Source organism: Azospirillum sp. UFLA03-27, assembly GCF_059803775.1.
Genome location: NZ_JAUQTX010000196.1, coordinates 1 through 13,199 on the forward strand (window position 1 = coordinate 1; position 13,199 = coordinate 13,199).

Here is a 13,199-nt window from a genome sequence, read left to right on the forward strand (position 1 = left end):
GTTCTGGACGAAGCTGTCGAAGGCGGCCCGCATGTTGTCGAAGGTGCCGTAATAGTCGAGATGCTCCGGGTCCATGTTGGTGACCACGGCGATGCAGGCCGGCAGCTTGATGAAGGTGCCGTCGCTCTCGTCCGCCTCGACGACCATCCAGTCGCCGGAGCCCAGCCGCGTGTTGGTGCCGTAGGCGTTGATGATGCCGCCGTTGATCACCGTGGGGTCGAGGTTGGCGTGCTCCAGCATGTTGCCGACCATCGAGGTCGTCGTGGTCTTGCCGTGGGTGCCGCCGATGGCGATGGCCCATTTCAGGCGCATCAGCTCGCCCAGCATCTCGGCGCGGCGGACGACCGGGACCAGGGCGGCGCGGGCGGCGACGACCTCCGGGTTGTCGCGCTTGACGGCGGAGGAGACGACGACGACCGCGGCTCCGGCGATGTTCTCCGCGCGGTGGCCGATGCTGATCTGGATGCCCAGCCCGCGCAGGCGCTTGACGTTGGCGCTCTCCGCCAAGTCGGAGCCCTGGACGGTGTAGCCGAGGTTGCGCAGCACTTCGGCGATGCCGCTCATGCCGATGCCGCCGATGCCGACGAAATGGATGGTGCCGATCGAGAGGGGGAGGGCGCGCATGTCTGGATTACTTTCCGCGGCGGAGCATCAGGCTGAGGGTGGCGTCCACGGCCATGTCGGACAGGCCGTAGGGAAGGGGCTGGGAACCGATCGTGACGTGCAGCCGATCGCGCAGGAAGCCGGCGCCGGCGCGCGGCAGCAACGGGCATTCGGGCCGGTTGCTCCAGGCGCCTTCGGTCCGCGTCATGTCCGCCGGCCAATCGCCCAGGGGCCGGGAGGAGCGGGGGCGTGCGATGGTGCTGCGCGTTGCCTTGTTCATTCCGCGGCTTCCTTGGTTCGGGCGTGGTTCGGGTTGGCGATCATGTCGAGCACGGCGTCGGCCAGCCGGCGCGCGGCGTCGGCCATGCCCCAGCCGTGGGCGGCCTGCGCCGCGGCGGTCAGCGCGTCGGGTGACTCCAGCAGCGCCGTCAGGCGGGCGGCGAGCGCGTCGGCGGTGAAGTCCGGCTGCGCCATCACCCAGGCGGCCCCGGCGGCGGCAAGCTGCCGCGCGTTGGCCGTCTGGTGGTCGTCCATGGCATGGGGATATGGCACAAGAATGGCCGGGCGCCCGATGCAGGTCAGTTCGGCGATGGTCGAGGCGCCGGCCCGCGTGATGGCGAGGTGGCAGGCGGCCAGCCGGTCCGGCACGTCGCGGAAGAAGCTCTCCAGTTCCAGCCCGCCGAGGCCCATGCCGGAGTAGGCGGCGCGGGCGGCCTCCAGATCCTCGGGCCGGCACTGCTGCGCCAGATGGATGCGGGCGCGCAGGTTGGCGGGCAACCGGCCCAGCGCCTCGGGGATGACTTCGGAGAAGACGCGGGCGCCCTGGCTGCCACCCATCACCAGGATGCGGACGGGACCGCCGGGGGCGGGAACGGCGTAGGCGGCGTCGCGCTGGGCGGCGATGGCGGGGCGGACCGGGTTGCCGGTGCGGACGAGGCGCGGACGGTGCTCCTCCTTCACCGAGGCGACCTCGGGGAAGGCGACGGCGATGCGCCGCGCCGCGGCGGCGAGCATCCGGTTGGCGCGGCCCAGCACGGCGTTCTGCTCGTGCAGCATCACCGGCGCGCGGCTCTGCGCGGCGGCGTAGACCGTGGGGACGGAGGGGTAGCCGCCGAAGCCGACGACCGCCGCCGGCTTCAGGTGGCGCATCAGCGCGTTGGCGCCGAGCAGGCCGAGGCCCATCTGCCACGCCGCGTTCATCTTGGCCAGCAGGTTGCCGCCGGGGGCGGCGGAGCGGATGCGGTGGACCGTCACCTCCGGCAGGCTGTCGCCGAAGGCCTGGCCGCGCTTGTCGGTGACCAGCGCCACCGCCTCGCCGCGGGCCAGCAGCTCGCGCGCCAGCGCTTCCGCCGGGAAGAAGTGCCCGCCGGTGCCGCCGGCGGCGAGGATGATGGGGCGCTGTGTGGTGTCGGCCATCGTCGTCACTCCGCCGGGCCGAAGCGTTTGCGGGTCAGCGCCAGCACCATTCCCATGCCGAAGCCCAGCGCCAGCAGCGAGGAGCCGCCGTAGGAGATGAAGGGCAGTGTCATGCCTTTGGTCGGCATCAGATGCAGGGCGGAGCCCATGTTGATCGCCGCCTGCAGGCCGAACTGGATCAGCAGGCCGCTCGCCGCCAGCAGCACGAAGTAGTTGGTGTCGTTGAACACCCGCGCGAAGCCGCGCAGCACGATGAAGGCGAAGAGCAGGATGATGATCAGGCAGAAGATCAGCCCCATCTCCTCGCCGGCGACGGCGAAGATGAAGTCGGCGTGGCTGTCCGGCAGCGAGTATTTCACCGTTCCCTGGCCGGGGCCGGTGCCCATCAGCCCGCCGTTGGCGAAGGCCTCCAGCGAGCGGCTGACCTGATAGGTGTCGCCGCTCGACGGGTCGAGGAAGCGGTTGATGCGGCTGTGGACGTGCGGCAGCGTGAAATAGGCGCCGACGAGGCCGGCGACGCCCAGCACGCCCAGGCCGCCGACCAGCATGATGTTCAGACCTGCCAGGAAGAACTGCGAGAACCACACCGCCGACACCACCACCGTCATGCCAAGGTCGGGCTGGAGCAGCAGGCCACCGACGGTGAGGCCGTAGAGCAGGATCGACAGGATCGTGCCGGGGAAGCCCGGGTTGGTGCGCGACAGCGAGAACAGCCATGCCCCGACCACCGCGAAGGCGGGCTTCACGAACTCCGACGGCTGGATCGACAGGCCGGGGATGTGGATCCAGCGCCGCGCGCCCTTGATCTCGACGCCGACGACCAGCGTCGCGTAGACCATCGCCACCGCGATCAGGAAGACCACCAGCGCCGCCCGCCGCACGCCGCGCGGGCTGAGCAGCGAGACGCCGCACATGATGGCGACGCTGGGGATCAGCATCATCAGGTGGCGTTCGACGAAGTAGAAGGTGTCCTGGATGCCGATGCGTTCCGCCACCGGCGGGCTGGCCGCGGTGATCAGGACCGTGCCGAGCGCCATCAGCGCCGCCAGCGCGGCGAGCTGCCAGCGGTCGACCGTCCACCACCAGCGGCCGAAGATGGATTGATCGGTGCGGTCGAAGGTCATCATCAGGCGCGGTCCCCCGGAACGGCGTTGCCTTCGAGGCGGTTCACGGCGTCGGCGAAGGCCTCGCCGCGCTTCTCGAAATTCGCGAACTGGTCCCAGGAGGCGCAGGCGGGCGACAGCAGCACGCAGGCGCCGGGCAGCGCCTCGGCCAGCGCCAGCTCCGCCGCGGCGTTGACCGCCACGTCCAGCGTGCCGCAGCGGGTGTGCGGAACCTTGTTGGCCTCCAGCCACACCGCGAAGCGGTCCGACGCCTCGCCGATCAGGAAGGCGTGGCGGACGCGCGGCGCGTAGGCCTCCAGCCCGTCCAGCCCGGTCTCCTTCGCCTGGCCGCCGAGGATCCAGTAGATCGGGTCGAAGGTCGCCAGCGCCTTCTCCGTCGCGTCGGCGTTGGTCGCCTTGCTGTCGTTGACGAAGCGCACGCCGTCGATGGTCCGCACCGGCTGCTGCCGGTGGGCGAGGCCGGGGAAGGTGGTCATGGCGGCGACGATGGCCGGGGTCGGCACGCCTGCCGCTTTGCAGGCGGCATAGGCCGCGGCGGCGTTCTGCCAGTTGTGCGTTCCGAGCAGCGCCGGGAAGGCGGCCAGCTCGGCCACGCGCTCCGCGGCGCCGAAGGTGTCGTCGACCAGCCAGCCGTTCTCGGCGTAGACGCCGCCGGGCACCGGACCCAGGGCGGAGACCGGCCAGATCACCTGGTCGCCCTTGGCCTTCAGCTCCTCCCAGATCGCCCGGCAGGTCGGGTCGTCCACGCCGATCACTGCGGTGCGCGGCTTGGTCTGGCGGTGGAAGATCAGTTTCTTGGCGGCGACGTAGCCGTCCATGCCGCCGTGCCGGGCCAGATGGTCCGGCGTGATGTTGAGCAGCACCGCCACGTCGAAGGTGATCGAGTAGGTCAACTCAAGCTGGTAGCTCGACATCTCCAGCACGTAGCTGCCGCCGGCCCCGACGGAGGGGAAGGTCAGCGCCGGGGTGCCCAGGTTGCCGCCCACCGCGATGCGCCGCCCGGCGGCCTCCATCACATGGCCGATCAGGGTCGTGGTGGTGGACTTCCCGTTGGTGCCGGTGATGCCGATGTAGGCCGAATCGCGCTCCGACCGGGCCAGCAGCTCGATGTCGCAGACCAGCTCGATGTTCGCGGCGCGGGCGCGCAGGGCGACCGGATGGGGCTTCGGGTGGGTGTGCGGGATGCCCGGCGACCAGACGATGGTGGTCAGCTCGGTCAGGTCCGCGGTGGTCAGGTCGACGACTTTGTAGCCCTTGCTCAGCGCGGCGGCGCGGCTGGACTCGTTGTCGTCCCACACCCACACGTCGGCGCCGCTTTGGGTCAGCGCCTCCGCCGTGGCGAGGCCGGACTTGCCCAGCCCCATGACCGCCACCGGCAGTCCTTCCATGTAGAACAGGTTGATCATCGGGCGGCGACCCTCAACGGAGCTTCAGCGTGGACAGGCCGACCAGGGCCAGGATGGAGGCGATGATCCAGAAGCGGATGACCACGGTGGACTCCGCCCATCCCTTCTTCTCGAAGTGATGGTGCAGGGGCGCCATGCGGAACACGCGCTTTCCGGTCAGCTTGAACGAGGCGACCTGGACGATCACCGACACGGTCTCCAGCACGAACAGGCCGCCGATGATCGCCAGCACGATCTCGTGCTTGGTGACCACGCTGACGGCTCCCAGCGCGCCGCCGAGGGCCAGCGAGCCGGTGTCGCCCATGAAGACCATGGCGGGGGGCGCGTTGTACCAGAGGAATCCGATCCCCGCACCGACCAGAGCCCCGCAGAAAACGGCAAGCTCACCAGCACCGGGCACATGGTGGATCTGGAGATAGTTGGCGAAGATCGCGTTGCCGGTCAGATAGGCGATCAGGCCGAAGCAGCCCGCCGCGATCATCGTCGGCACGATGGCGAGGCCGTCCAGCCCGTCGGTCAGGTTTACCGCGTTCGACGCGCCGACCATGACGAAGGCGCCCACCGGGATGAAGAACCAGGAGAGCTGGATCAGGAAGTCCTTGACGAAGGGCACCGCCAGACCGCCGGACAGCGGCGGCGCCGACACATACATGATGGCGGCGGCGGCGGAGACGCCGATGATGATTTCCCAGGTCAGACGGAAGCGGCCCGACAGCCCCTTGGTGTTGCGCTTGGTCAACTTCAGATAGTCGTCGCCGAAGCCGATCAGCCCGTAGCCGATCGTCACCAGCAGCACGATCCAGGTGTAGGCGTTGGTCAGGTCGACCCACAGCAGCGTGCTGATCGACACGGCGATCAGGATCATGAGGCCGCCCATGGTGGGCGTGCCCTTCTTCTTCGCATGGCTTTCCGGCCCGTCGGAGCGGATCGGCTGGCCCTCGCCCTGCTTGCGCTTCAGCCACGCGATCAGGCGCGGAAAGAACACGAAGCTGATGACGAGCGCCGTCAGCACCGCGCCTCCCGTCCGGAAGGTCAGATACCGGAACAGGTTGAACGGCGTGAAGACGTCCGCCAGGGGAAAGAGCAGGTTGTAGAGCATCGTGGAGCGGTCAGCCTTTGTGGCCCTGCGCCGCAGCCTGATCCGTGTCAGCCGCGGGCGAGGAGCCGTTGTTGTTCTTTTCGGTTTGTTTGCTGTCTTTGGTGTCCAGGGCGGACAGGGCGTCCACCACCGTCGCCATGCGGCTGCCCAGCGAACCCTTGATCAGCACCACATCGCCGCCGCGCACCGCACCGGCCAGGATGGGGGCCAGCTCGGCGCTGGACTCCGTCCAGGCGCCGCGCATGGCGGCGGGCAGGCGGTCGAACAGGGCGCGCATATGCGGGCCGCAGGCGTAGACCGCGTCCACATGCGCGGCGCGCAGCGGTTCGGCCAGCGCGGCGTGCAGGGCGTCGGCGCGGTCGCCCAGCTCCCGCATGTCGCCCAGCACGGCGAGGCGTCGGCCGCCGGCCCCGGGGTCGGTCTTGCCGAGCACCGCGAAGGTCGCGGCCATGGCGGCGGGGCTGGCGTTGTAGCTCTCATCGATCAGGGTGAAGGCGCCCCGGGCGGCCTGGACGCGCTTGCGCGTGCCGCGGCCCTTCACCGGCGCGATGGTGGACAGCGCGCGCCCCGCGGCGGCGACGTCGGCGCCCAGCGCCTTCACCGCCAGCAGCACGGCGAGGCTGTTCATCACCCAATGCCGGCCGGGCAGCGCCAGGCTGTACTGGATGCGCTCGCCCCGGACGACCGCGGTCACGGCGCTGCAGGTGGCGTGCAGCGAGCACTCCACCAGACGCGCGTCGGCGTCGGCGTGGGAGCCGAAGCTCCAGATGCGGCTCAGCCCCTGGGTGCGCGCGGCGGCGAGCAGCCGCGCGAAATGCGGGTTGTCGCGGTTCAGCACGGCGATCCCGTTGGGGTTCATGCCCTCGAAGATCTCGGCCTTGGCGTCGGCGATCGCCTCGACGGAGTCGAAGAACTCCAGATGCGCCGCGTCCACCGTGGTGATGACCGCGACGTCGGGCATCACCTGCCGCGACAGGGGGCCAAGCTCCCCGGCATGGTTCATGCCCAGCTCGAACACGCCGAACTCGCTGTCCTCCGGCATGCGGGCCAGCGACAAAGGCACGCCCCAATGGTTGTTCAGACTGCCTTCGGTGGCGAAGGTGCGGCCCTGCGCCGACAGGACATGGCGCAACGCCTCCTTGGTGCTGGTCTTGCCGACCGAGCCGGTGACGCCCACCACCTTGGCCTGGGTGCGCAGCCGCGCGACGTGGCCGAGATCGCCCAGCGCCGCCAGCGTGTCCTGCTCCACCGCCAGAAGGGAGGCGTCGCCGGGCACGCCGGGCGGCACGGTGCTGACCAGCGCCGCGGCGGCGCCGGCCTCCAGCGCCTTCGCCACGAAGTCGTGCCCGTCGAAGTTCGGCCCCTTGATGGCGACGAACAGGTCGCCCGGCGCCACCTTGCGGCTGTCGATGCTGACCCCGGTCGCCGCCCAGGAGCGCGTCGCCTGACCGCTGGTGGCGGCGGCGGCGTCCTCGGCGGTCCACAGGACGGTCTTGGCCTCGCTCATGCTGCTCCAACCTCCGCCACGGCGGCTCGTGCCTCGGTCGCGTCGTCGAAAGGAAGGACCTCCGTCCCGACGATCTGACCATGCTCATGTCCCTTGCCGGCGATGACCAGCACGTCACCGGGCCGAAGGCTGCGGACGGCGGCGCGGATGGCCTCGCGCCGGTCGCCGATCTCCTCCAGGGCCGGGTGGCCCGCCAGGACCTCCTTGCGGATGGCCGCCGGCACCTCGGTGCGCGGGTTGTCGTCGGTGACGATGGCGCGGTCGGCCAGACGGCCAGCCAGCTCCCCCATCACCGGCCGCTTCCCGCGGTCGCGGTCGCCGCCGCACCCGAAGACCACGATCAGGCGGTTCCGGGCGTGCTGCTTCAGCGCCAGCAGCACCGTTTCCAGCGCGTCGGGCGTGTGGGCGAAATCGACATAGACCGCCGCCCCGCAGGGGTGGGTGGCGACGTGCTGCAGACGCCCCGGCACGCCTTCCAGGCGGGTCAGGGTGGCCATAGCCTCGTCACGGTCCGCGCCGGAGCCGATCACCAGACCGAGCGCGCACAGCACGTTCCACGCCTGGAAGCGGCCCGCCAGCGGCAGGTCCACGGTGATGTCGCGGCCCAGGACCGTCAGGTCCAGGCGCTGGCCGTGGGCCAGCGGCTCGACCCCGTTCACCCGGATCTCGCGACCGGCCAGACCGTATCCGAAGACGCGGTGACCGCGCTGTGAACAAATCCCGGCAAGTTCGGCGAAGGTGCCGCTGTCGGCGTTCAGGACAGCGGTTCCCCCATCGGGCAACACCCGTCCGAACAGCATCGCCTTGGCCTGGAGGTAGGCCTCCATTGTGCCGTGGTAGTCCAGATGGTCGCGGGTCAGGTTGGTGAATCCCGCGGCCTTGAGGACCACACCGTCGAGACGGAACTGCTCCAGCCCGTGGCTGGACGCCTCCATCGCCAGATGCTCGATCCCCTTGTCCTTGACGGCGGCGAGGTCGCGGTGGAGCGACACCGGGTCCGGCGTGGTCATCCCGCCGTAATCGTCCAGCCCCGGCCCGATCAGCCCCAGCGTGCCCAGGCTGGCCGCCTTCAGGCCCATCAGGTCCCACATCTGGCGGGCGAACTGGACGGTGGAGGTCTTGCCGTTGGTCCCCGTCACGGCGACCACGGTGTCCGGCTGCCGCCCGTGGAAAGCGGCGGCGAGGCGCGCGAAGAGGCGGCGCGGTTGCTCATCCGCGACCAGCGTCGCGGCGCTGCCGGCGGGCAGGGCGGTCCCGATGGGCGCCACCACCGCGACGGCGCCCTTGGCGAGCGCGTCGGCGATGAAGGCGCGCCCGTCCGCCTTCGCGCCCGGCAGGGCCGCAAAGACGAAACCGGGCCTGACCGCGCGGCTGTCCGCGGTCAACCCGGTCACATCGACGGCTGGCACTTCGACGGCGGACCCCTCGACGGAGGAGAACGTCGCGTCAGCGCGGCTTGTTGCCAGCAGGTGGGACAGAAGCAACGGTGCTGCCTTTCGGTTGCGCGGGCGGAGGCGGCGGTGCGGGAGGGGTCGTCTGACCGGCGGTGTTGATGTAGGTGGCGTTGATGACCTCTGGGGAAGCCTCGTCCACCGGCTGGACGCCCAGCAGCGGGCCGATCTGCTTCACGATCCGGCCGACCGCGGGAGCGGCGACCCAGCCGCCGGTGGCGAAGCCGTAGGTCTTCTTGGTGCCCTTCGGCTCGTCGATCAGGACATAGACGATGTAGCGGGGGTCGTGCATCGGGAAGGCGCCGAGGAACGACGACATGCGGGAGTTCCGGGCATAGCTCCGGCCCTTCTGCTTGTCCGCCGTGCCGGTCTTGCCGCCGACGACGTAACCCTTGGCGTTGGCCGACTTCGCCGTGCCGTCGGTGACCACGAAGCGGAAGAGGCGACGCATCATCGCCGAGGTCTTCGGGCTGATGACCTGCTCGCCCGGCACCTCGACCGCGGGGTCGCGCTTCAGCAGGGTCGGCGGGTGCAGCACGCCGCCGTTGATGATCGAGGCCGCGGCGTTGACCGTGTGCATCGGGCTGACCGACATGCCGTGGCCGAAGGAGATGGTCATGGTGTTGACCTCCCGCCACGGATTCGGCACCAGCGGCCAGCCGTTCTCCGGCAGTTCCAGCGAGGTCGGGCGGGTCATGCCCAGCTTGGTCATGAAGGACTTCTGGTGTTGCACGCCGAGCGTCAGCGCCATGCGCACCGATCCGAGGTTCGACGATTCCTGGAACACCTCCGCCACGGTCAGGTTGTGTTTGAACGCGTGGAATTCGCGGATCGTGAAGCGGCCGACCTTGATGTTGTTGATGGTGTCGAAGGTGTCGGACACGCGGATCTTGCCCGAATCCAGAGACATCGCCGTGTTGAAGATCTTGAAGGTGGACCCCATTTCGTACACGCCGAGCGTCGCGCGGTTGAACAGCGTGTCCGGGTCAAGTCCTGTCGGGTTGTGCGGATCGAAGTCGGGCAGCGAAACCATCGACATGACTTCGCCGTTGCGGACATCGTAAATGATGCCGGCGGCGCCGATGGCGCTGAACTCTTCGATCGTCGTCTGCAATTCCTTCTTCATGATGTGCTGAAGGCGCAGATCAATCGAAAGTTGCAGAGGCTTCGGGTCGGTGGTCAGCCGCTTGTTGAACTGCTGCTCCAGCCCGGCGAGACCGTTGTTGTCCACGCCGGTGAAGCCGACCAGATGCGAGGTCAGGTTGGAGGCCGGGTAAAAGCGGCGCTCCTCCCGTTCGAAATAGACGCCGGGCAGGCCCAGCCGGAACACCGCCGCCTGCTGCTTGGGCGTCAGGTTGCGCTTGATCCAGACGAACCGCTTGTCGCCGCTGAGCTTGGTCAGCAGGTCCTTGTAGTCCAGCTCCGGCAGGGCGGTGGTCAGCTTCCGCGCCACTTCGTCCGGGCGGCTCACCAGCTTCGGGTCGGCGTAGAGCGACTGCGTGGCGAGCGAGGTCGCCAGCAGGTTGCCGTTGCGGTCCACGATGTCGGCGCGGTTGACCGGCGGGGCGTCGACCTCCGCGGCCATGCGCGGGCGCGGTTCCGCCGCGTGGTTGAACAGGGTCGCGTCCACCAGCTTCACGCCGATGGCGGTAAAGACCACGGCGACCATGGCCGCGGTCACCATCAACCGGTTCCGGCTCTGCTCCAGCGCGACCGACAGCGACGTCCGCGGCTTGGAGGCCGGGGGCGGAACGCTGTAGGCGCCGTGCGCGGGATCGACGCCGGGCGGCGGAACGTTCATCGGTTGGCTCCGAGACGGGCGACGAGAAGACCGATGCTGTCATGCTGGGCCGGCGCGGCCGGCGGCGGGGCGGCCTGGAAGCCGGCCTGCTGCGGCTGCGGACGGGCCACGGGCGGCGGCGCCAGCGTCCGGGAGGTGACCGGCGGCTTGGTGGCGACCTCCGTCGGCTTGGTCGTCACCACGGGCGCCGGGGCCGATTTGGCGGCGGAGGGCAGGGGCGGCACTTTGGCCGAGGCGGGCACGATGGCCGAGGGCTTGATCGGGGCCGGCTTGATCGGCGAGGCCGAGGCCGGAATGATCACGCCGCCCTGAATGCCGCCCTGAACGATGGCGCCGCCGCCCACGACGCTGTCCCCGGTGGAGGCCGTCGCCACGTTCGGCGCCTTGCCCGGCGTCTGGTTGCGGACCATCGGCGGCAGCGGAGCTTCCTCCGGCGCGACGGTGGGGGAGGGGCGCATCGGGACGATGTTCATCGCCACGAACTGGCGCGCCTCGGTCGGCTGCAGCGCCAGATGCTCGCGCGACAGGTTCTCAAGACGGGTCGGGTCGTTCAGGAAGCTCCACTCGGCCTTGAGGACCTGGATGGCCTCCTGCTCCACCATGATCTTGCGGTTGAGCGAGCCCAGCTTTTCCTCCAGCTCCTGAACCTCGTAGCTGGTCTCGAACAGGACGAAGCCGGCGGCGGCGATCAGGCCACCCCAGAAAAGTGCGGATTTGTATTTCATGCCGCCTCCTTGCCGGGCGCCGGATAGGCCGGCGCCGCCGTGCGTTCAGCCGCGCGCAGCCGGGCAGAGCGCGCGCGTGGGTTGCTGTGGGCTTCCTGGTCCGTCGGCACGATGGGCTTGCGCGACAGGAGCCGGAAGGATGGGGAACGCGCGTCCGCCGCAAGGCTCGGCGCGTGTCGGGACGGGGAGGGCGGGGGCGAGGAGCGTTCCTTCAGGAACGTCTTCACTTCCCGGTCCTCCAGCGAATGGAAGGAGACGACGGCGAGGCGCCCGCCGGGCTTCAGCAGCGATTCGGCGGCGGCGAGGCCGCGGCGCAGCTCGCCCAGCTCGTCGTTCACATGGATGCGCAGCGCCTGGAAGGTGCGGGTCGCCGGGTCGATGGCGTCGCCCTTCCCCTTCGGCACCACCGACCGTACCACGTCGGCCAGCTGCTTGGTGCGCGCGAACGGGGTGTCCAAACGCGCGGCGACGATGGCGCGGGCCACGCGGCGGGCCATGCGCTCCTCGCCGTAATGGAAGACGATGTCGGCCAGCTCGGCCTCGGTGGCGGTGTTCACCACGTCGGCGGCGGTCGGCCCATCGCGTCCCATCCGCATGTCGAGCGGGCCGTCGAATCGGAAGGAGAAGCCGCGCTCCGGCTCGTCGATCTGCGGGGAGGAGACGCCGATGTCCAGCGCCACGCCGTCCACCGATTCGACGCCGTGCTCGGCGAGCAGCCGGTCCATGTCGCCGAATCGGCCTTCGACGATCTCCAGCCGGCCCGGATAGGCGAGGGCGAGCTTACGGCCGCGTTCGATGGCTTCGGGATCGCGGTCGATTCCCCAGACCCGGCAGTCGGCCCGGTCGAGAATCGCGCGGGCATAGCCGCCGGCGCCGAAGGTGCCGTCCACATAGACGCCGCCGTCGCGCGGGGAGAGCGCGTCCACGACCTCGTTCAGCAGGACGGAGATGTGGGGAGAGGCCGGGACGGCGGCGGAGGTGGGAGCGGGGCCAGGGGGCTTCACGATCATGCGCCCTCCCCTCCCCGGCCGGCGGCGGCGCGGGACGCCTTGGCGACGATCTGGCTCAGCGAAATGTCCTTGCGCACGACCTGGTCGCGCAGCGTCTGTTCATGGGCCTTCAGGGCGCCGGGCTCCCAGATCTGGAAGGTCTTGCGGCGGCCGATGAAGGCGGCTTCCTCGTCGATTCCAGCGAATTCGGCGAGTTCCTTGGGCAGGACGATTCGGCCTTCGGTGTCCAGCGAGACGGGGATCAGCTTGCCGAAGATGAAGGTCTCGATCATGTCGCGCTCGTCCGAATCCAGATCGGGGGATTCCAGGCTTTCGGAGAGCACGTCGAGATAATCCTGATCGGCGCCTTCCAGCGCCTGATGATTCAGCGAAGGCCAGAGATAGACGGTGCCGGGAGCCGACGTCTTGGCAAGCGACTGCCGGAACTGCGCCGGGATGGAGCAGCGGCCTTTCCTGTCAACTTTGTTGACGTATGTGGACAGGAAAATGGCCATCGGCCTGACGAACGCCCCCCTTATCCCGTTGCCGGTCTTCGCCGCCGCGAAGCCCTATCCGCTCTTGCCGCTGAACGCGCCCGGTTTGGCTACCTTGGTTGGGTAGTTCCCCCTCCGAACTGGGCTTTCATGGGATAGCATGGGACAGTTTGGGCGTCAACGCCCCCTCCAGTATTCATATGGTGCTGTCAAGACTTTTGGGCCGATGTGTTGCCAGCGTGCAAATAGGTGATCCGAATCGGCGAGAATCGGCAACGTATCAGCGCGCTAATGAGCGATTACGCGGCATTGCCTCACAGAGTTCGCAGGATGTTCCGTGAGTCCCGCGAATGGTTCCCATCATGTGGCTTTCCATAAAGGCGAATCGCACCCTACGAATGGTATAGCCTGCTGGGGTAACCTGCCGAGGCGTGGCATGGGACGGCATGGGAATTTGCCCCACAGTTATCCACCGCCTGTGGATGAAGCTGGGGACATCTGTGGACAAGGGGGGGCCATCCCAGTCCCGCGCCGCGGAAAAGGGGTGTCCGGTGATCCGGAGGTGGTGGGGATAAACGCCAGAT

12 protein-coding genes are annotated in these 13,199 nt (G+C 69.2%); all 12 read right to left on the minus strand.

The features are described from left to right. Nucleotides 1-624, minus strand: a 624-nt coding sequence (locus tag Q4I23_RS23815) for a Mur ligase domain-containing protein (protein ID WP_498527861.1), incomplete at its 3' end; no start/stop codon positions are given. A 7-nt stretch (nt 625-631) separates the two neighbouring features. Continuing rightward, a complete protein-coding gene (locus Q4I23_RS23820; protein ID WP_498527862.1) occupies nt 632-883 on the minus strand; it encodes a hypothetical protein in 252 nt (83 codons plus the stop codon). Next, nucleotides 880-2,019: an undecaprenyldiphospho-muramoylpentapeptide beta-N-acetylglucosaminyltransferase gene (murG, locus tag Q4I23_RS23825; RefSeq protein ID WP_498527863.1), complete on the minus strand. Its 1,140-nt coding sequence runs from the start codon at nt 2,017-2,019 to the stop codon at nt 880-882. Before murG ends, Q4I23_RS23820 begins: the two co-directional genes overlap by 4 nt. A 5-nt stretch (nt 2,020-2,024) precedes the next feature. Further along, nucleotides 2,025-3,146, minus strand: coding sequence for a putative lipid II flippase FtsW (gene ftsW, locus Q4I23_RS23830; RefSeq protein WP_454019276.1), 1,122 nt, complete (start codon nt 3,144-3,146; stop codon nt 2,025-2,027). After that, nucleotides 3,146-4,549: a UDP-N-acetylmuramoyl-L-alanine--D-glutamate ligase gene (gene murD / locus Q4I23_RS23835; RefSeq protein WP_498527864.1), complete on the minus strand. Its 1,404-nt coding sequence runs from the start codon at nt 4,547-4,549 to the stop codon at nt 3,146-3,148. Before murD ends, ftsW begins: the two co-directional genes overlap by 1 nt. Nucleotides 4,550-4,562: 13 nt before the next feature. After that, nucleotides 4,563-5,648 (minus strand): phospho-N-acetylmuramoyl-pentapeptide-transferase, encoded by a 1,086-nt coding sequence (gene mraY / locus Q4I23_RS23840; protein WP_035675379.1) that lies wholly within the window; start codon nt 5,646-5,648, stop codon nt 4,563-4,565. Between the two features lie 10 nt (nt 5,649-5,658). After that, nucleotides 5,659-7,155: a UDP-N-acetylmuramoylalanyl-D-glutamyl-2,6-diaminopimelate--D-alanyl-D-alanine ligase gene (locus Q4I23_RS23845; RefSeq protein WP_498527865.1), complete on the minus strand. Its 1,497-nt coding sequence runs from the start codon at nt 7,153-7,155 to the stop codon at nt 5,659-5,661. Beyond that, nucleotides 7,152-8,564 carry a UDP-N-acetylmuramoyl-L-alanyl-D-glutamate--2,6-diaminopimelate ligase gene (locus Q4I23_RS23850; protein WP_498527866.1) on the minus strand — a complete coding sequence of 471 codons (1,413 nt, stop codon included), beginning with the start codon at nt 8,562-8,564 and terminating at the stop codon, nt 7,152-7,154. The genes Q4I23_RS23845 and Q4I23_RS23850 overlap by 4 nt, the downstream gene beginning before the upstream one ends. A gap of 37 nt (nt 8,565-8,601) precedes the next feature. Further along, nucleotides 8,602-10,407 carry a peptidoglycan D,D-transpeptidase FtsI family protein gene (locus tag Q4I23_RS23855; RefSeq protein ID WP_454019281.1) on the minus strand — a complete coding sequence of 602 codons (1,806 nt, stop codon included), beginning with the start codon at nt 10,405-10,407 and terminating at the stop codon, nt 8,602-8,604. Beyond that, complete coding sequence (ftsL, locus tag Q4I23_RS23860; protein ID WP_454019282.1) at nt 10,404-11,132, minus strand: cell division protein FtsL; 729 nt, start codon at nt 11,130-11,132, stop codon at nt 10,404-10,406. Before ftsL ends, Q4I23_RS23855 begins: the two co-directional genes overlap by 4 nt. Next, nucleotides 11,129-12,142, minus strand: a complete 1,014-nt coding sequence (gene rsmH / locus Q4I23_RS23865) for a 16S rRNA (cytosine(1402)-N(4))-methyltransferase RsmH (RefSeq protein WP_454019283.1) — start codon at nt 12,140-12,142, stop codon at nt 11,129-11,131. The genes ftsL and rsmH overlap by 4 nt, the downstream gene beginning before the upstream one ends. Next, entirely contained in the window at nt 12,139-12,636 is a 498-nt protein-coding gene (locus tag Q4I23_RS23870; protein WP_038526524.1) for a division/cell wall cluster transcriptional repressor MraZ, read from the minus strand. Before Q4I23_RS23870 ends, rsmH begins: the two co-directional genes overlap by 4 nt. Nucleotides 12,637-13,199: the final 563 nt, after the last annotated feature.

What these genes read in the sequence shown, in the direction of transcription:
- ftsL (WP_454019282.1), bottom strand. Translation starts at nt 11,132, where the DNA reads ATGAAATACAAATCCGCACTTTTCTGGGGTGGCCTGATCGCCGCCGCC.
- Q4I23_RS23820 (WP_498527862.1), bottom strand. Translation starts at nt 883, where the DNA reads ATGAACAAGGCAACGCGCAGCACCATCGCACGCCCCCGCTCCTCCCGG.
- murG (WP_498527863.1), bottom strand. Translation starts at nt 2,019, where the DNA reads ATGGCCGACACCACACAGCGCCCCATCATCCTCGCCGCCGGCGGCACC.
- Q4I23_RS23855 (WP_454019281.1), bottom strand. Translation starts at nt 10,407, where the DNA reads ATGAACGTTCCGCCGCCCGGCGTCGATCCCGCGCACGGCGCCTACAGC.
- rsmH (WP_454019283.1), bottom strand. Translation starts at nt 12,142, where the DNA reads ATGATCGTGAAGCCCCCTGGCCCCGCTCCCACCTCCGCCGCCGTCCCG.
- murD (WP_498527864.1), bottom strand. Translation starts at nt 4,549, where the DNA reads ATGATCAACCTGTTCTACATGGAAGGACTGCCGGTGGCGGTCATGGGG.
- mraY (WP_035675379.1), bottom strand. Translation starts at nt 5,648, where the DNA reads ATGCTCTACAACCTGCTCTTTCCCCTGGCGGACGTCTTCACGCCGTTC.
- Q4I23_RS23845 (WP_498527865.1), bottom strand. Translation starts at nt 7,155, where the DNA reads ATGAGCGAGGCCAAGACCGTCCTGTGGACCGCCGAGGACGCCGCCGCC.
- ftsW (WP_454019276.1), bottom strand. Translation starts at nt 3,146, where the DNA reads ATGATGACCTTCGACCGCACCGATCAATCCATCTTCGGCCGCTGGTGG.
- Q4I23_RS23870 (WP_038526524.1), bottom strand. Translation starts at nt 12,636, where the DNA reads ATGGCCATTTTCCTGTCCACATACGTCAACAAAGTTGACAGGAAAGGC.